This is a genomic window from Actinoplanes sp. TBRC 11911, from assembly GCF_012933445.1.
Taxonomy (GTDB): Bacteria; Actinomycetota; Actinomycetes; order Mycobacteriales; family Micromonosporaceae; genus Actinoplanes.
Window position 1 is genome coordinate 79,395 of record NZ_JABBNC010000042.1, and the last position, 16,751, is coordinate 96,145.

Below are 16,751 nucleotides of genomic sequence, written 5' to 3' on the forward strand. Positions count from 1 at the left end.
GAAATGCATGCAATTACCTGGTGTGAACACACCGGAAAAGAGGGTCGGTGCCCACCCGTATCACCACCGTAGCCGAGGCCGGGCAGGGTCTTCAGGCACACTTTCCAGATGTCGTGCACCTCTCCGACGCGAAGGACGGCCGGTTGCTCGCGGCCTTCCGGGAGAGCGCCGGTCACGTCCGGGCGGACGGCCGGATCCTGGTCGTCGAGAGCGGTGACGGCGGCGAGACCTGGGACGAGCCCCGCGTCGCGGTCGACGGGCCGTGGGACGACCGCGATCCGAAACTCGCCCGGCTCGCCGACGGCACGCTGCTGCTGAGCTATTTCGTCATCGATTGGGGCACCAAGCCGCGACACACCGTGCACGGAACGTTCGTGCGCCGCAGCACCGACGGCGGCCGCACGTGGAGCGAGGCCGCACCGGTGGGGACGGCGTCGACCGGCGACGGCGGTGCCTGCTCGCACGGCGCGGCCGCCGAGCTGCCCGGCGGCGACCTGCTGATGCCGATCTACGGAAAGCTGCCCGGCCGGACGCTGGCGCGGGCGACGGTGGTCCGCAGCACCGACGGCGGCCGCACCTGGCCGGCCGCCAGCGAGGTGCTGCTGGGCGAGGACGAGACCATCCACTTCCAGGAGCCGACCCTGACCGTGCTGGACGGTCAGCTCGTCACCCTCATCCGCACCACCGCCGACCGTGCGTATCTGGCGCGCTCGACCGACGGCGGTCACACGTGGAGCGAGGCACAGCCGACCGGCATGCCGGCCTCGTCGCATCACGCGCTGCTGTTGAGCACCGGTGAGGTGCTGCTCACGTACGGCGATCTGTCGCACCGTTTCGCCGAGCACCGCGACACCGTGGGCCGTCTGATCACGCGACCGCTGGAGACCTGGGACGGGTACCCGGACGTGCAGATCTACGACTCGGGCCACCCCGACCAGGCCAACCCGTCCAGTGTGGAGCTGGCGCCCGGCCGTTTCCTGACGCTGGGCTTCGACATCCCGAAGCGCACTGTCGTCGGCATCTTCACCGAGACGGACCACTACCGAGGGTGAAGGGCCCCGCCGAGGCGGGACCCTTCGATCGGTTCAGTTGGCGCGGGCGACCATCGGGGCGGCGGCGCTGGCGGGCGCCGTCGCGACCGGGGTGACCGTCCAGTCCGGGTGACCGGGCATGGGCGGGGTCTTCGCGTCGTACAGCCAGGCCCGCAGGAACGACGTCAGGTTCTGGCCGGAGACCTTCGAGGCCAGGGCGATGAAGTCGTCCGAGGACTTGGACTCACCCTTGTACTTCTGCACCCAGGTCGTCTCGATCTGCTGGAACTTCTTGTCGCCCACCTGCTGGCGCAGGGCGTACAGGACGAGCGCACCCCCGTCGTACACGTTGGGGTTGAAGACGTCCCAGATGGAGTCGGCCTTCAGCGGGTGCGCGACCGGACCGTAGCGCTGCCGGTAGACGTCACCGCGGGCGTACACCTTCTTGTAGTAATCCTCCAGCGTCGCGACACCGGCGTACTGCTGCAGCGTGCCGGTCTCGTACGCGTAGAGAACCTCGTACCAGGTGGCGTGGCCCTCGTTCTGCCACACGTTGCTCCACTCGTACGGGGCGACGCTGTCCCCGAACCACTGGTGGGCCAGCTCGTGCGTCAGGATCGGGTTGAGAATGTACGACGGGTACCCCGAGAACGAGGTGTCGTACAGGGAAAGGGTCTGGGTCTCCAGCGCGAAGCCCAGGTCCCCGTCGATGACCAGCGACCCGTAGTTCTCGAACGGGTACTTGCCGACCTTGCTCTCCATCCACTTCATCTCGGCACGCTCGTCGGCGTACAGCGGCAGGAGCTCATCCTTCAGGCGGGTCGGGACGACGTCGCGGATCGGGACGCCGTTGACCGGCGGGCGGCTGACCACGACGAAGTCACCGACGGCGACCTGGACGAGCTCGCTCGCCATCGGGTTCTTCTCGCGGTACGTCGAGGACAGGTAGCCGTGGCTGGTCTTCGTCGAGACGAGCACACCGTTGGCGGTGCCGGTCCAGCCGACCGGCGCGGTCAGCGTGATCGTGTAGGTGGCCTTGTCCCGCGGGTGGTCGTTCGACGGGAACAGGTTGTGCGAGGACGACGGCTGACCGGCCAGCATGGTGCCGTCCGGGGTCACCACGAAGCCGACCGGCGAGTCCGCGTCGGGGGCGATCGGGGTGGCCGTGAATCCGGACACCGTCACCGTGAACTTCTTGTGCTTGTCCAGCGAGCGGCTCGGCGTGATGACGAGTTCGTCACCGTCGCGGCTGAACTTGGCGGTCCGGCCGTTGACCGACACCTTGGCGAGCGAGTCGCCACCGAAGTCGAGGTCGAAGCGGGACAGATCCTGCGTCGCGACCGCGGTGATGGTCACGTCGCCGGTGACCTGCTGCGCCGGGTCCTTCTTCGGGTAGGTCAGGTGTAAGTCGTAGTTCTGGACGTCGTATCCGCCGTTGCCGTTCAGCGGATACAGCCGGTCTCCCACCCCGGCAGCGCCGGGCGTGGCGTGGTCGTGCCCGTGGGCGTACGCCGGCCCGGCCGCGACCCCTGCGCCGAGGACGGCGACCGCACCGGCCGCCACCAGGCGGGCTGAAAACGTGCGCGTTACAGCTTCCATGACCGCCGAGCCTAGAACACATTCGAATATGTAGTTACCCCGATTCGGTCAGCTCCGGTCAGCCGACCGTGTCCGGGAAGCTCGCGATCGCCGATCCCTCGACCGCGATCCGCACCTCGTCGCCGGGCCGCGGCAGCAGATGACCGGCCCAGCGCGCCACCAGCGTGGCGTCCTTCGCGCGCAGCGTCAGCAGCCCGTCGTGCCCGTGGAACGCGACACCCTCCACGATGGCCGCCAGCCCGTCCGCGGCCGGCACGATCTGCTCGGGCCGGATCAGCACCATTCCCTTCCCGTACGCCCGGAGCGGCGTCCCCAGACGCCCCAGCACCGTGTCCGCCTCGTCCCCGTCGAGGGTGGCGTCCAGCGAGCACACCGTCCCGAGGAACGCCGCCACCGCGGGATCGACCGGCGCCCGGTACACGTCCATCGGCGTGCCCTCCTGCACCATCCGCCCGTCGCGCAGCAGCGCCACCCGGTCCGCGATCGACAGCGCCTCGTCCTGGTCGTGGGTGACCAGCACGGTCGTCGTCCCGGTCGCCGCCAGCGCGGCCCGCACCGCCCGCCGCGTGGTGCCGCGCAGGGTGGCGTCCAGCGCCGAGAACGGCTCGTCGAGCAGCACCAGGTCGGGCCGCCGCGCCAGCGCCCGCGCCAGGGCCACCCGCTGCTGCTCACCCCCGGAGAGCTGGTGCGGCTGCCGTTTCCGGTACGCCTGCCCGAGCCCGACGAGTTCGAGCAGCTCGCCGACCCGGCTCTGCCGCCGCCGATCCCGCCAGCCCAGCCCGAACGTGATGTTCCCGGCGACGGTGAGGTGCGGGAACAGGCTGCCCTCCTGGGTGACGTAGCCGATCCGGCGGCGTTCCGGCGGCAGCCCGTCGGCCGGGTGGTCGCCGATCCTGATGCTGCCCGAGTCGGCCCGGTCGAAGCCGGCGATCAGCCGCAGCATCGTGGTCTTGCCACCGCCGGAGCGCCCGATGACCGCGGTCAACCCACCGGCCGGCACCGTGAGGTCGACCCCGTCGAGCACCGTGGTAGCCCCGTACGACTTGGTCAGGGCCTTGACTTCGAGTCCGTTCATGCCCGCCTCGTCAGTAACAGGGTGGCCGGCGCGGCCAGCACGATCATCAGCAGGGCGAAGGGCGCCGCGGCGCCGTAGTGCAGCTCTGAGGAGTACGACCAGAACTGCGTGGCGAGGGTGTTCGTGCCGATCGGCGCGAGCAGCAGCGTCGCCGTCAGCTCGGTCATCACGGCCAGGAACACCAGCGCCGCCCCCGCCCCGGCGCCGCGTGCGACCAGCGGCACGGTCACCCGCCACAGCACGCCGGCCGGGCGCAGCCCCAGCGAGCGGGCCACGTCGTCCAGCTCGGGCGGGATGTGGCGTAAGGAGGCGCGCAGGCTGACCACGGCCAGCGGCAGGAACAGCACCGAGTACGCGGCGAGCAGCATCGCGGTGCTCTGGTACAGCGACGGCACGTACCGGATGGCGATCGTGATCAGGGCGAGCGCGACCACGATGCCGGGCAGCGAGTTCCCCACGTACCCGGCCCGCTCGATCAGTTTCGGCGCGAGCCCGCGACGGCGTTCGACCAGCCAGGCCACCGGCAGCGCGAGCGCGGTGGTGATCGCGGCGCCGGCGGCGGACAGCAGCACCGTCGAGCCGGCGGTGCGGGCCAGCAGCGCGGCCGGGAACGCGGTGGACGTGCTGGTCACGAGCCACCAGACGACGACGCCGGCCGGGACGCCCAGGGACGCGACCACGATCACCGTCAACGGCAGCGGGGCGGCGTACCGGAAACGATTGGTCCTGGCGGTTTTGACCCGGGCCGCGCCGCCGCCGATCCGGGCCGTGCGCCGCCGCCCGGCCAGGCCCGCCTCGCCGCCCAGGACCAGCAGGCAGAGCAGCACCAGCACGCCGGCCAGCGCGGATGCCCCGGAACCGTCGAACGTCGACTGGTACTGGTCGTAGATGGCGGTGGTGAACGTGTCGTAGCGAAGCTGCTGGATCGCCCCGAACTCGGCCAGCAGGTGCAGCGCCACCAGCAGCGCGCCGCCGATCGCGGCCGGGCGCAGCCGCGGCACGACGGTCCGGAAGAAGGTGCGCACCGGGCCGTCGCCGAGCGCGCGGGCGGCCTCCTCGACGGCCGGGTCCAGGCCCCGCAGCGCGGCCGCGACCGGCAGGAACACCAGCGGGTAGTAGGCCAGCGTCGACACCAGCACGCAGGGCAGCAGCCCGGCGAACCCGGGCTGCCACGACGACCAGCCGAAGCTGATCACGAACGCGGGGACGGCGAGGGGCGCGGCCAGCACCGCGGTCCAGACGCGGCGCCCGGGCAGGCCGGTCCGCTCGACCAGGTAGGCCGCCGCGCCGCCGACCAGCACCGAGCCCGCCGACCCGAGCCCGACCACCAGCACGGTGTGCACCAGCAGCACGCCGACGCGGGGCCGCCACAGCAGGTCGCCGATCCCGGATCCGGCCGACGCGACGCTGGCCACCACGTAGCCGAGCGGGACCAGGCTGAGCAGGCCGACCACCGCCGCCAGGGCAAGCCTCAGCGGCGGGTACCGAACGGTGCCCGCCGCCGCGACGCGGGAGATCACAGCAGGCCGACCTGCTGCATCTCGGAGATGACCTTCGGGCCGTTCAGCGTGTTCAGGTCGACGTTCGGGGAGTCGAGCTGGTCGAGCGGGGTGAGCTTGGGGTTGGCCGGCACGTTGTTGCCGACCGAGTACTCCATGGCGGTGCCCGCCGACAGCATCTCCTGGCCGGTCTTGCCGCTCATGTAGGCGAGGAACTGCTGCGCCTCGGCCTGGTGCTTGCTGGACTTGAGCACGCCGCCGCCGGAGACGCTGACGAACGCGCCGGGATCCTGGTGGCCGAAGTACTCGAGCTTGGTGTTGTTGCTGTTCTTGCCGCCGTCGGCCTGGTCGTTGAACCAGTAGTAGTGGTAGATCACGCCGCCCTGCACCTGCCCGGCGTTGACGGCCTGCAGGATCGCGGTGTTACCCCGGTAGATCTTGCCGTTGGTCTTGATGCCCTTGAGCCAGGTGGTCGCCGCCGCGTCGCCCTCGACCGCGTAGACGGCGCTGACGATGGCCTGGAAGTCGGCACCGCTCGGCGAGATGCCGAACTTGCCCTTCCATTCCGGCTTGGCGAGATCCAGGATCGACTTCGGCATCGGCGCGCCGGTGTGGTACGCGTACACGGTGGACCGTGCGGCCACGCCCACCCAGTCGCCTGCGCTGGACGCGTACCGGGCCGGCACCTGCGCCTTCGTGGCGGCGTCCACCGGCGCGAACAGGCTCTTGCTGGACAGCAGCGACATCGCCGGCGAGTTCTCGGTGATGAAGACGTCGGCGGGGGAGGCCTTGCCCTCGGCGACGATCTGGTTGGCCATCTCGAAGTCGCTGCCATTGCGGACGTCGACCTTGATGCCGGTCGCCTTGGTGAATCCGTCGGCCCACGCCTTGCCGACGTCCTCGTGCTGGGCGTTGTAGAGGACGAGCGTCGGCTTGTCCGCCTTGGTGGTCGCCGAGGCGCTGTCGGAGCCGGACGAACATCCGGCGACGGCGAGCAGTGCCGCGGCGGTGGCGGCGGCCAGAGCGGCTAGGGAACGGCGCACGAGGGCTCCTTGAACCTTGATCTTCGTGATCTTCGTGATCTTCGTGATCTTCGGGGGACTTCGGGGGACTTCGGTGTGACGAAGAAAGGTTAGGCTTCCCTTATGGCCCCTCGGCTCCCTAGATTTCGGGATGTGAAGGTGCTCCTCGTCGACGATCACCGGGTGTTCGCCGAATCGCTCGCCCTCGCCGTCGACACCCAGCCGGGCATGAGTTGCGCGGGCATCGCCTGCACCGTGCGCGACGCCCTGGCCCGCGCGGCGGCGGTCGGCTTCGACGTCGCGATCGTGGACCTCGACCTCCCCGACGGTAGCGGCCTCGACCTCGTGGAACCCCTCGGGGCGTACGGGAAGGTGGTCGTTCTCACCGCCCATCCCCGCGCCGACCTGGCCGCCCGGGCGCTCGACGCGGGCGCCGCCGCCTTCCTGGCCAAGGACGCCGGTCTCGCCGAGATCATTTCCGCCGTACGCCTCGGCTCGCCCGCACGTCCGGTGGTGGCGCCGCACCTGCGGCAGAGCCCGGTGGCGCTGACCGCGCGCGAGTACGACGTGCTGCGCGAACTGGGCCGTGGGCAGGACGCGACCCGGCTGGCCGCCACGCTCGGTATCTCCGTCTACACGGCACGTGACCACATCAAGGCGCTGATGGCCAAGCTGGAGGTGCGCACCCAGCTGGACGCGGTGGTGACCGCGAGCCGGCTCGGCCTGATCAACCCCGGGGCGCGGTACTGATGCGCGTCCTGGCGCGCCACCTGCTGCTCACCGCGATCGTGCTGGTCCTGGTCGGGGCGCTGGTCACCCTCGGGGTCTGGCGGTACGCCAAGGCCGACGCCGCCCGGCAGGCGCACGGCTCGGCCGGCCGGATCGCCGCCGCGGTGCTGACCCGGCCGGTCGCGCCCGCGGCGCTGCTCACCGACCTGCGCCCGTACCTCGCGGCCGGTCAGGTGCAGCGCGTCAAGGTGTTCCGGGTGTCCGGCGGCCGGGCCACCATCGTGGCGTCCGACGAGCCGCGCGTCGTGGGCCTGACCAGCACGGTCCCGATGCTGGTGGTGCAGGCCGTGCCGCACGACGCCGCGCACCGGTACGAGCTGGCGCTGCCCGGCTCCCGGATGGAGGCGTTCTTCGACTTCCACGACCCGGCCGGCAACGACATGCGGCTGGAGCTGTACGTGCCGGTGGACGTGGCCGGCACCACCGCGCACGTGACCGCGGTGCTGCTGCCGGTGGTGCTGCTGGGCCTGCTGGTGCTGGCCGCGGCGACCGTCCCGTTGTCGCTGATGATGGCCCGCCGGTTCGCCGACGTGTCGCGCTACGGCCTGGCCGCGGCCGACCTGACCCGCCGTGAGCTGGCCCGCCGCCTGCACGACGGGGTGATCCCGTCGCTGGCCGGCAGCGGCCTGCTGCTGGAGACCGGCCGGCCGGAACTGGTGGCCCGCGCGCACGGGGTGATCGCGGGGGAGGTGCGCTCGCTGCGGACGCTGCTGTCCGAGCTGGTCCCGGACGAGCCGATCAGCGCGGCGGCCCTGCACCGGCTGGTCGCCGAGATCAGCGCGGTGGCTTCCGGGTCGCCGCCGCGGGTGACCATCGTCGTGGATCCGGTGCGCAGCGCGGCGGCGGTGCCGATGCACCGGATCGCGGGGGAGCTGCTGCGCAACGCCGTCCGCCACGCGGGCGCGTCGGAGGTGACCGTGCGGGCGTCCGGGGGGCGGCTGGTGGTCGCCGACGACGGGTGCGGTTTCTCGCCGGCCGCGGCGCGTCCGCCGGGGCACGTGGGTCTGCGGCTGGTGGAGCACTCCGTGCGCGCGTCCGGCGGCCGGATGCGCATCGACTCGTCCGCGGCCGGGACGACGGTGACGGTGGACCTCTAACCGTTCTGCAACCGATCCGGGCGGGTTTTGCACCCGTGCGGGGCGACCGTTCCAGGATGAGCAAAGTGGTCGCGGCGGCCGTGGCGGCACGGCGGGTGCCCCCGTGGCAGGTGGTGCTGGCGGCCGCTCCGGTGGTCATCGTCGCGTACATGTGGCTGGTCAGCCTCGGCAGCGCCACGGCCGGCACGCAGGTCGCGCTCTACGTCAGCGCCTACTGCACGCTCACCGTGGCCTGCCTGGTCACGGCCTGGCGGCACCGGGGGCTGCGGCCGGTGATGCTGCTGATGGCGGCCAGCGCGTCGTGCACCGTCGCCGCCGACTCGGTGTTCTACTTCCTCGCGCTGGTCCAGGGCCAGGTCTCGTACCCGAGCGTCGCGGACATCGGATACCTGGGCCACTACGTGTTCATGGCCGGCGCGCTGCTGCTGATCGTGCGGCGCCGCACCCCCGGCTGGGACGGCGCCAGCGCCGTCGACGCGGCGATCGTCGCGGTCAGCGCCGCCTATCTCACGTACGAGTTCATCATCGCGCCCACGATGGCGGTGACCACCGGGAACCTGACGACGTTCGTGTCGGTCGCCTACCCGGTCAGCGACCTGATGCTGATCACCGTCGGGTCGCGCCTGCTGCTCGGCGCCGGGCCCCGCTCGGCCGCGCTCGGGATGCTCGGCGGCCACCTGGCGCTGGAGTTGTACGCCGGCGCGGCCTACAGCATCCAGTCCCTGAACGGCACCTACCGCCCGGGTAACCACCTCGACGCGGTGTGGATGGCGTCCGCTTTCCTGCTCGCGGCGGGGGTCCTGCACCCGTCCGCCCCGAAGCTGGTCGCGGCGTCCTCGGCCGCGGTCCCGGACGCCACCGTGGGCCGGCTGACCACGCTGGCGCTGGCCGCGATGGTGGCGCCGGCGACGCTGCTGGTGCAGTCGTACGGCGGCGCGCCGCACGTGCGGGTGGCCGCGGTCGTCTGCATGATCCTGTTCCTGCTGGTGCTGGCCCGGATGACCGGTCTGGTGGCGGCGCAGCGGCGGGCGGCGATCACCGACGGGCTGACCGGGTTGCGTAGCCGGCGCTTCCTGGAACAGGCGCTACGAGCCGAGGCGGCCCGGTCGCGGCGGGCCGGGCATCCGCTGGGCGTGCTGCTGCTGGACATCGACCACTTCAAGAACGTCAACGACACGTACGGCCATCACGTGGGCGACCGTGTCCTGGTGGAGGTGGCCGCGCGGTTGAGCCGCCTGGTGCGTCCGGGCGACCTGGTGGCCCGCTACGGCGGCGAGGAGTTCGCGGTGCTGCTGCCGGACACCGACACGGTGGTGGGCCGCCAGATCGCCGAACGCATCCGCCAGGGGATCGCGGCGGCCCCGATCGGCCGGCATCCCATCACGGTCTCGGTGGGCATGGCCGGCGTGGCCTCGGATTTCGAGAACATCGACGACCTGATCCGGGCCGCGGACCGAGCCCTTTACGCGGCGAAGAACGCCGGCCGCAACCAGGTGGCGGCGGCCGCCCTCCCGTTGTCGGGCGGCCTTCCTCAGCGAGCCGGGCGGTAGCGGCGCACCACCCGCTCGCCGATACCGGTGAGGATGTCGTTCGCGTTCGTGCCCGCCCACGCGGCCCACTCGCCCGCGGTCGGCTCGCCGTCGGCACCCGGGCCGAACATGACCGCCTCGTCGCCGGGTTGCACCGGCAGGTCGCCGACGTCCAGCACGACCTGGTCCATGCTGACCCGGCCCGCCACGGGACAGCGCACGCCGCGTACGAGAAACTCACCGTGACCGTTCGACTGGCGCGGCACGCCGTCGGCGAAGCCCAGCGGCACCAGGGCGAGGGTGGTCTCCCGGTCGGTGTGGAAGTCCGGACCGTACGAGACGCCGGTGCCCGGCGGCACCCGCTTGGTGAGCACCACCGGCGCGCGGACGCTCATCGCGGGCCGCAACCCGAAGTCGCGCCCGGGGATCGGCTCGATGCCGTACAGCGCTATCCCCACCCGCACCAGGTCGAAGCGCGCCTCGGGAAGCTGCAGCGCGGCCGCCGAGTTGCCCGCGTGCAGGATCTGCGGCTCGAGGCCGTGCGCGCGGGCGGCGTCGCGGGCCACGTCGAACTGGCGGAGCTGCGAGCGCAGGCCCGCGTCGTGCGGCTGCTCGGCGTTGGCCAGGTGGGTCCACAGGCCACGCACCCGCAGCGAGCCGGTGTTCTCGTACTTGCGGGCCCAGCCGAACAGCTCGGCCCACTCGCCGGGAATGGCGCCGCCGCGGGACATGCCGGTGTCGACCTTGAGGTGGACGTTCGCCACGGTGCCGGTGCGGTCGGCCGCGTCGGCGAGGGCCTCCAGCGCGCCGAGCGTGGCGGCCGACACGTCGACGCCCGCCTGCAGCACGTCCTCGAAGGTCTCGCCGGGCGGGTAGAGCCAGAACAACGTGGGCGCGGTGATGCCCTGCGCGCGCAGGGCCAGCGCCTCGGCAGCGGTGGCGACGCCGAGCCAGGTGGCGCCGCACTGCAACGCGGTGCGCGCGACCGCCGGCGCACCGTGACCGAATCCGCCGGCCTTGACCACCGCCATCACCGGGCCCGCCAGCGAAGCGAGCAGCCTGGTGTTGTGGGCGATCGCGTCAAGATCCACGACGACCTCGGCCATCGCCGTCACCGGCATTCCTCCCCGCTGGGCACAGTGATCCACATTCGGTCGATGCTGACCGACCGGGGTGCTCACTTTGTAGGTCATTCACTGCTCAATCCGCATCTCTTTTTGTCACCGGGGAAACACGCACAGTGTCTATTCCGAGATGAGAGTTGTTACGTTCGTCAATCGCCCTTTGGTAACCGACATCACATTCGCAATATCACCCCGAATTGGTTCACCTGCGGTTTTACCGGTATCCGCGATCAAGGTCTGGACCTGCGGCGACGTTCCGCTCGCCGGCCGTGGCTATGCTCGATCCGGTCCGATTCCGATATCCCGCAGGTGCCTCAATTGACGAACGAAGGGAACCCCGTGCCGGCCATGGCTCGACAGGAGCACGCGGGCGCCCGCCTGGAGCAATATCTGCGATTCGCGCGGAACCGGGCCTTCGTCGGCCGCGAGGCCGAGATGGAGTCGTTCCGCGCGGCGCTCACCGGTGACTGCGCTTTTACTTTCCGCTATATTCACGGGCCCGGCGGCATCGGCAAATCGACGCTGCTGCGCCGGTTCGCGGCCGAGGCCGAGCGCGCCGGCCGCCCGATCGTGCGGATGGACCGCTACGACCCGATCGGCGTGGTCGCGGCCGTGCTCGCCGCCCAGCCGCTCAGCCTGTCCGGCACCCCCGGCCCGGTGCTGCTGTTCGACGAGTTCGAGCAGTGGCAGCAGGCCGAGATGTGGCTGCGCGAGGAGTTCCTGCCCGGCCTGCCGGTCGGCACCGTCGTGGTGTTCGCCGGCCGCGGCGCCCCGACCCTCGAATGGACCGCCGACCCCGGCTGGCACGAGGTGCTGCGCGTCATCCGCCTCGGCGAACTGGCCCCGGCCGAGGCGGAGGCGCTGCTCGACCACGAATCGGTGCCGCGCGCCCGGCTCGCGTTCCTGCTGGACGTCGCCGGCGGGCACCCGCTCGCGTTGCGCCTCGCCGCCGAGGCGGCCGCCGCCGGTCTCGACGACGACCAGCTGCGTCTGCACCTGGCGCAGGCGCTGGTCCGCAAGGTCATCGGCGAGCTGCCGTCCGCCGCGCATCGCGAGGCCGTCGAGGTCGCCGCGTACGCCGATCTGGCCACCGAGAAACTGCTGCGGGCGACGGTCGCGGACGGCGATCAGGTCACGCTGCTGCGGTGGCTGTGCGATCTCCCGTACGCCGAGACGACCTCGGAGGGGGTGCGGATGCGGCCGTACGTGCGGCACGCGATCCGCGCCGAGCTCCGCTGGCGTGACCCGGCGCGCGACGAGGTGGTCCGGTCCCGGATCGAGAGCGCCGGCGCCGCCGAGCCGTTGACCCGCACCGACTTCGAGGCGGCCGTGCGGGACGCGCTGCGGGCGTGGCGCCGGCCCGACCTGCTCGCGGTGAACTCGCTGGTGCACAGCCGCATGGTGACCAGTGTGGACGCTCATGGTGACCGGGCCGAGACGCTGCGCGGGGTGCTCCGGTCGGCTTTGGACGCCATGGGGGAGGATCCCCGGGAGTTGAAGGCGTATCGGGCGCTGACCGCTACGTATCTGGGGACCGCGCCCACTCAAGAGGCGGCGGCGGAACGGCTCGGGTTGCCGTTCAGCACGTACCGCCGCCACTTGAATCGGGGTCTGGAAGTGCTCAACAACTTGTTGTGGCGTCGCGAGACCTTCGTCTAGGGGTCTTTCTTCAGGACGGCAGGGCCGGCGTTGCAGGCCGGCGGTTCACCAGGGCCGTGCGGAGCAGCAGGTCGAGCAGCGCCGGATAGTCGGTGCCGGCCGCCTGCCACATCCGCGGGAACTGCGACATGGCCGTCATTCCCGGCATCGTGTTGACCTCGTTCACGGTCAGCGCCCCGTCCGCGGCCATGAAGAAGTCGACCCGCAGCAGCCCGGCGCAGCCCAGCGCGCGGAACACCCGGACGGCCTCCTCCTGCAGGTGCTTGGTGTGCCCCGGCTCGAGGTCGGCCGGCACCATGAACTCGGTGATGCCCTGCTCGTACTTCGCCTCGAAGTCGAAGAACCCGTGCTCGGTCGCCACCCGGATCTCCAGCGGCGGCGACGCGACGATCCGCCCGTCCGGCATCTGCAGCACGCCGACGTCGATCTCCCGCCCCGGCACCGCGGCCTCGACCAGCACCTTCGTGTCGGACAGACGCGCCACCTCGACCGCCGCGGCCAGCGCCGACCAGTCGGTGACCCGGGACACCCCGATGCTCGACCCGCCGTGCGCCGGCTTCACGAACACCGGCAGCCCCAGACGCTCCCGATCGCCGTCACCGACCTGCTCGTCGTCGCGCAGCACCACCCCGCCGGCCACCGTGAGCCCGTCCGCCACCAGGATCTTCTTGGTGAACTCCTTGTCCATCGAGGCGGCCGAGGCCAGAACACCGCTTCCCACGTACGCCACCCCGGCGAGCTCGAGCACGCTCTGCACCGTGCCGTCCTCGCCGAAGGCGCCGTGCAGCACCGGGAAGACGACGTCGACGTTGCGGATCGCCTCGATCGCCCGGAACAGGCTCTCCGCCGCGCTGAGCGGCTCGGCCCGGTCCGGCGTCATCAGCCGTAGCGTGGACTCGTCCACCGTCCCGGCCTGCCGGTCGGTGCCGACGATCCACTCGCCCTCGACGGTGATCCGCACCGGCACGACCTCGTAGCGGTCCCGGTCGAGGTGCTGCATGACGCTGGCCGCCGACTTCAGCGAGACACCATGCTCGGTGTTCTGCCCGCCGAAAATCACGGCAACCCGGACAGATGGGGTCACGTCGCATCACTCCACGTTTGAGCTGTTTTCGCTTCTCCAGCCCGCGGATCATCCGGGATGCTGGTGCTCAAAGGGAAGACCACTTGTTGCTCAGTTCACCTTTTCGCCCGATACGTACGGTGTCGCGTTGCTCACGCGCCCACAAAGGACAGCGTCAGTCCCCCAGGTACTCGGCGAGCAGTGCGGCGTGGTTGTGCTCCCGGTCGTGGACGCTGTAGAGCAGTGTCACCACCGGCGCCAGATCACGCAGCCGGTCGACCGCTGCCGGGTTGGCGTCGAGCTCGGTCCGGTACCGCTCGGCGAATACGTCGAACTCGTCCGGATGCTGGTGGAACCACACCCGCAGGTCGGTGCTGGGCGCGACCTCCTTCGCCCACAGGTCGAGCGCCGCGCGCTCCTTCGTGACCCCGCGCGGCCAGAGCCGGTCGACCAGAACGCGGTACCCGTCGTCCGGCGACGGCGCGTCGTAGACCCGCTTCACGCGAAAGGTCACGCCCCCAGCGTAGGCCGCCCGGCCCTATCGTGAGGGCCTCCAGGGGAGCTGATATGCCCGATCAGCCGCACCGAATGTTCCAGCCGTCCACCGAGCCACGCGTCCTCTCGCCCGCCGCGCCGCCCGCGTTGCCGGACGCGCCACCCGCGCCACCCGGATCATCGAGAAGCCGGCCGGCCAGTCACCGGCCACCCCTCTCGCATATCCGACATTTCCTGAGATTTGTCGGATCGGCTGGGCTGCTGGACGGGCGGGCTCGGCGCGCGGCTGCGCGGCGCTTCCATTCCGTGAGACGGGCGACCGCCTGCTGAAACCCGCGCACGCATCATGGACCCAGCGTCCGCGATGTGGGACTGGCGTCCATTGTAGAGAGTGCCTTTGTCACGTAACGAGGCTTTCGCCCGGCACATTCTTCCGGCCGAAGGTGAACCTTGGAGAGTTATGGCTCGTATGTGGGCGCAACTCTCCAAGGTTCACAAAAATCCGTGATGTGACCGCGGTGTCCACATAGCAGGACCGCCCGGGCGCGAACGACAGCGCCTCAGCTTTGGCGCCACCGCGCCACCGGAGCCACACTGTGACCGGGTCACCACGGTTAGGACGCGTTTAGAGCACGTCCGTACGCAGCCGGGTCTGCACGAGCGTTTCTATTCGCCAGGCTCCGTCGACCTTGGCGAACTCTCCTCGGTAGTGGCCGTATCCGCGCACCTTCAGGGTGCTGCCGTCGATCCAGTCCGCCATGTTGACGACCGAGGATGCCGAGATCGGCGAGTGGACCTCGGTCGTGAACGAGAACAGGTGGTGGATTGCTGTCGCGTCGCCCACGCTGCCGGCGATGACGTGCTCGATCTCCTTCGGGCCGGTCATCTGCGCGACCTGCTCGCCCTGCGGGTCATAGACGGTGAAGGTCGCCTCGGGCGCGAACATCTGAGCGAGCTTGTCAAACTCTTTGTGGTCGGCGTGGTAGGCGTATCCGGCCATGAACTGCCGGATCTCGTCGACGACGACCAGCCGCTCAACCTCGGACACCGCGAAGAAACGACCGAACCGCGCCGCGGTGGCCTGCGGGTTGTCGAACGCGTAGGCGTGCGACGCCTGTGCGATGACGTCGGTTTCGAGGTGCTCGGCCACCTGCCGCGCGCCGGCCAGGAGCTGGGTCCGGTAGTAGCCGTGGTCGCCGTTGAGCACCAGCACCGGCATGGGCAGCCGGGTCGTCAACTCCGCCCGGTTGGCCTTGCCGTCCGCGATCATCGCGCCGTAGTGCTGGAAGCCGCCCCGGATACCGTCCGGCCCGGTGAAATACGGCAGATACGTGGCGACGCCGAATTCCTCAGCGTCCTCGCGGACCGAAGTCAGCCGGTAGAACGGCGTGAGGTACTCCGCCTCCTTGCCCTTGGTGAGGAAGGTGGCCAGGTCGACCTGTCCGGCGAAGCCGAACATGTAGGTGCCGCCCTCGACCGAGGGGTTCATCATCTCGTCGAGTCCGAACCCGGGAATCAGTGTCTCGGAAAGCACCAGCCGACGCACCTCGTCGGGATGCCGTGACGCGTACGCATAAACCACCATTCCGCCGACGTCCATGCCGACCAGATTGATCGGGCCAAGTCCCAGGCTCAGCACGATCTGCCGGATGTCCTCGGCGACGTTCGTCTTGGCGAACGTATCGCTCGCGGCCGGGTCGGAGTCGCCCATGCCGCGCAGATCGGGCGCCAGCACGGTGTAGCCCCGCGCCGCGAGCAACGGCATCACCTCACGCCACAGCGCCCAGGTGAACGGGAACCCGTGCACCAGCACCACCGCCGGACCGGACCCGCCGATCACGTAGTGAATACGGGTGCCGTTCACCTCGGCGTAGCGGTGGCTGAAGCCGTCCAGGCCTTCCACCGCCAGGCCGGGTTCCGGATGAGTCACAGCCATCAGGGCCTCCTTGAGTGTCGATCGACTCGAAACGTAAACCTTGGAGTAGGCTCCAAGGTCCAGGGTGATCCCTGCCTCACCCGGCCGCTCGTGTTGAAACGGAGGCTCAACGGATGCTGATCGGTCAATTCGCCAAGCGGGTCGGCGTCAGTACCGACACGATCCGCTTCTACGAGAAGGTCGGATTCTTCTCCGGCAGCCGTGGTGAGAACGGCTACCGGCAATACACGGACAGAGACATCGAGACGGCCGGCCTCATCGCGTCCGGCAAGTCGCTGGGATTCTCGCTGCGCGACATACTCGTCTTCGCCCAGGAGATGAGCGGTGGCTCACTGGATCACGCCCGCGCCCAGGCGAGCCTGAAAGACAGGATCCAGCTCATCGACGAGCGGATCGCGTCGCTGCAGCAGGTCCGCAAACTCGCCGAGCAGCAGCTCGCCCATTGCCGAGCGGTCGAGGCACGCGAACTGGCCGCCACCTCGGTTGCCCCGTCGTCGTGAGTGATCCCCGTTGACGCCTGGGTCGTCACCAGCATTTAGCTGGGCGCCGGCCGACGCGGCACCGACTTTCAGTAGCGGTAGTGATCCGGCTTGTACGGGCCGTTCACGTCGACGCCCAGGTATTCGGCCTGCTTTTTGGTGAGTGTGGTCAGGTGTACGCCCAGGGCGTCCAGGTGCAGCCGCGCGACTTTCTCGTCGAGGTGTTTGGGCAGTACGTAGACCTGCTTGTCGTACTCGCCGGGCTTGGTCCAGAGCTCGATCTGGGCCATCACCTGGTTGGTGAACGAGTTCGACATGACGAAGCTGGGGTGGCCGGTGGCGTTGCCCAGGTTG

15 protein-coding genes are annotated in these 16,751 nt (G+C 70.4%); 6 read left to right on the top strand and 9 right to left on the bottom strand.

The window, feature by feature from the left end; genetic code table 11:
• Nucleotides 1-47: 47 nt before the first annotated feature.
• Complete coding sequence (locus HH310_RS37725) at nucleotides 48-1,052, top strand: sialidase family protein (RefSeq protein WP_169180540.1); 1,005 nt, start codon at nucleotides 48-50, stop codon at nucleotides 1,050-1,052.
• A gap of 33 nt (nucleotides 1,053-1,085) precedes the next feature.
• Here the strand turns inward: HH310_RS37725 and HH310_RS37730 are convergent, their stop codons facing one another.
• From HH310_RS37730 to HH310_RS37745, 4 genes are read right to left on the bottom strand one after another with little or no spacing between them, the layout of a single operon-like run.
• Nucleotides 1,086-2,630: a M1 family metallopeptidase gene (locus tag HH310_RS37730; RefSeq protein ID WP_169180541.1), complete on the bottom strand. Its 1,545-nt coding sequence runs from the start codon at nucleotides 2,628-2,630 to the stop codon at nucleotides 1,086-1,088.
• 58 nt (nucleotides 2,631-2,688) lie between these two features.
• Nucleotides 2,689-3,705: an ABC transporter ATP-binding protein gene (locus HH310_RS37735; protein ID WP_169180542.1), complete on the bottom strand. Its 1,017-nt coding sequence runs from the start codon at nucleotides 3,703-3,705 to the stop codon at nucleotides 2,689-2,691.
• A complete protein-coding gene (locus HH310_RS37740; RefSeq protein ID WP_169180543.1) occupies nucleotides 3,702-5,225 on the bottom strand; it encodes an iron ABC transporter permease in 1,524 nt (507 codons plus the stop codon). The genes HH310_RS37735 and HH310_RS37740 overlap by 4 nt, the downstream gene beginning before the upstream one ends.
• Nucleotides 5,222-6,247, bottom strand: a complete 1,026-nt coding sequence (locus tag HH310_RS37745) for an iron ABC transporter substrate-binding protein (RefSeq protein WP_169180544.1) — start codon at nucleotides 6,245-6,247, stop codon at nucleotides 5,222-5,224. The genes HH310_RS37740 and HH310_RS37745 overlap by 4 nt, the downstream gene beginning before the upstream one ends.
• Before the next feature lie 132 nt (nucleotides 6,248-6,379).
• Between HH310_RS37745 and HH310_RS37750 the strand changes: the two genes are divergently transcribed.
• Genes HH310_RS37750 through HH310_RS37760 form a run of 3 tightly spaced genes read left to right on the top strand, consistent with a single transcriptional unit; the run spans nucleotide 6,380 to nucleotide 9,662 of the window.
• Nucleotides 6,380-6,976, top strand: a complete 597-nt coding sequence (locus HH310_RS37750) for a response regulator transcription factor (protein ID WP_169180545.1) — start codon at nucleotides 6,380-6,382, stop codon at nucleotides 6,974-6,976.
• The gene (locus tag HH310_RS37755) at nucleotides 6,976-8,112 is read left to right on the top strand and encodes a sensor histidine kinase (protein WP_169180546.1); all 1,137 of its coding nucleotides are present in this window, start codon (nucleotides 6,976-6,978) and stop codon (nucleotides 8,110-8,112) included. The genes HH310_RS37750 and HH310_RS37755 overlap by 1 nt, the downstream gene beginning before the upstream one ends.
• Before the next feature lie 56 nt (nucleotides 8,113-8,168).
• Nucleotides 8,169-9,662, top strand: a complete 1,494-nt coding sequence (locus HH310_RS37760; protein ID WP_169180547.1) for a diguanylate cyclase — start codon at nucleotides 8,169-8,171, stop codon at nucleotides 9,660-9,662.
• On the opposite strand, the gene alr is transcribed toward HH310_RS37760, so the two are convergent.
• Nucleotides 9,644-10,834, bottom strand: coding sequence for an alanine racemase (gene alr / locus HH310_RS37765; protein WP_248294812.1), 1,191 nt, complete (start codon nucleotides 10,832-10,834; stop codon nucleotides 9,644-9,646). The genes HH310_RS37760 and alr overlap by 19 nt on opposite strands.
• A 279-nt stretch (nucleotides 10,835-11,113) precedes the next feature.
• Here alr and HH310_RS37770 point away from each other — a divergent pair, with 279 nt between their 5' ends.
• Nucleotides 11,114-12,424 carry an ATP-binding protein gene (locus tag HH310_RS37770; RefSeq protein WP_169180548.1) on the top strand — a complete coding sequence of 437 codons (1,311 nt, stop codon included), beginning with the start codon at nucleotides 11,114-11,116 and terminating at the stop codon, nucleotides 12,422-12,424.
• A 10-nt stretch (nucleotides 12,425-12,434) separates the two neighbouring features.
• Here the strand turns inward: HH310_RS37770 and HH310_RS37775 are convergent, their stop codons facing one another.
• The 3 genes from HH310_RS37775 to HH310_RS37785 all read right to left on the bottom strand — a co-directional run bounded on the left by HH310_RS37775 (nucleotide 12,435) and on the right by HH310_RS37785 (nucleotide 15,918).
• Nucleotides 12,435-13,508, bottom strand: a complete 1,074-nt coding sequence (locus HH310_RS37775; protein ID WP_169180549.1) for a D-alanine--D-alanine ligase family protein — start codon at nucleotides 13,506-13,508, stop codon at nucleotides 12,435-12,437.
• A gap of 154 nt (nucleotides 13,509-13,662) precedes the next feature.
• A complete protein-coding gene (locus tag HH310_RS37780; protein WP_169180550.1) occupies nucleotides 13,663-14,001 on the bottom strand; it encodes a DUF488 domain-containing protein in 339 nt (112 codons plus the stop codon).
• A 606-nt stretch (nucleotides 14,002-14,607) separates the two neighbouring features.
• Nucleotides 14,608-15,918 (bottom strand): alpha/beta fold hydrolase, encoded by a 1,311-nt coding sequence (locus tag HH310_RS37785; RefSeq protein ID WP_169180551.1) that lies wholly within the window; start codon nucleotides 15,916-15,918, stop codon nucleotides 14,608-14,610.
• Between the two features lie 113 nt (nucleotides 15,919-16,031).
• Between HH310_RS37785 and HH310_RS37790 the strand changes: the two genes are divergently transcribed.
• Nucleotides 16,032-16,418, top strand: coding sequence for a MerR family transcriptional regulator (locus tag HH310_RS37790; protein WP_169180552.1), 387 nt, complete (start codon nucleotides 16,032-16,034; stop codon nucleotides 16,416-16,418).
• A 68-nt stretch (nucleotides 16,419-16,486) separates the two neighbouring features.
• On the opposite strand, the gene HH310_RS37795 is transcribed toward HH310_RS37790, so the two are convergent.
• Nucleotides 16,487-16,751 (bottom strand): adenosylhomocysteinase (locus HH310_RS37795; protein ID WP_211192704.1); only part of this gene is annotated, 265 nt, incomplete at its 5' end.

What these genes read in the sequence shown, in the direction of transcription:
- HH310_RS37730 (WP_169180541.1), bottom strand. Translation starts at nt 2,630, where the DNA reads ATGGAAGCTGTAACGCGCACGTTTTCAGCCCGCCTGGTGGCGGCCGGT.
- HH310_RS37735 (WP_169180542.1), bottom strand. Translation starts at nt 3,705, where the DNA reads ATGAACGGACTCGAAGTCAAGGCCCTGACCAAGTCGTACGGGGCTACC.
- HH310_RS37755 (WP_169180546.1), top strand. Translation starts at nt 6,976, where the DNA reads ATGCGCGTCCTGGCGCGCCACCTGCTGCTCACCGCGATCGTGCTGGTC.
- HH310_RS37760 (WP_169180547.1), top strand. Translation starts at nt 8,169, where the DNA reads ATGAGCAAAGTGGTCGCGGCGGCCGTGGCGGCACGGCGGGTGCCCCCG.
- alr (WP_248294812.1), bottom strand. Translation starts at nt 10,834, where the DNA reads ATGACCTACAAAGTGAGCACCCCGGTCGGTCAGCATCGACCGAATGTG.
- HH310_RS37770 (WP_169180548.1), top strand. Translation starts at nt 11,114, where the DNA reads ATGGCTCGACAGGAGCACGCGGGCGCCCGCCTGGAGCAATATCTGCGA.
- HH310_RS37785 (WP_169180551.1), bottom strand. Translation starts at nt 15,918, where the DNA reads ATGGCTGTGACTCATCCGGAACCCGGCCTGGCGGTGGAAGGCCTGGAC.
- HH310_RS37790 (WP_169180552.1), top strand. Translation starts at nt 16,032, where the DNA reads ATGCTGATCGGTCAATTCGCCAAGCGGGTCGGCGTCAGTACCGACACG.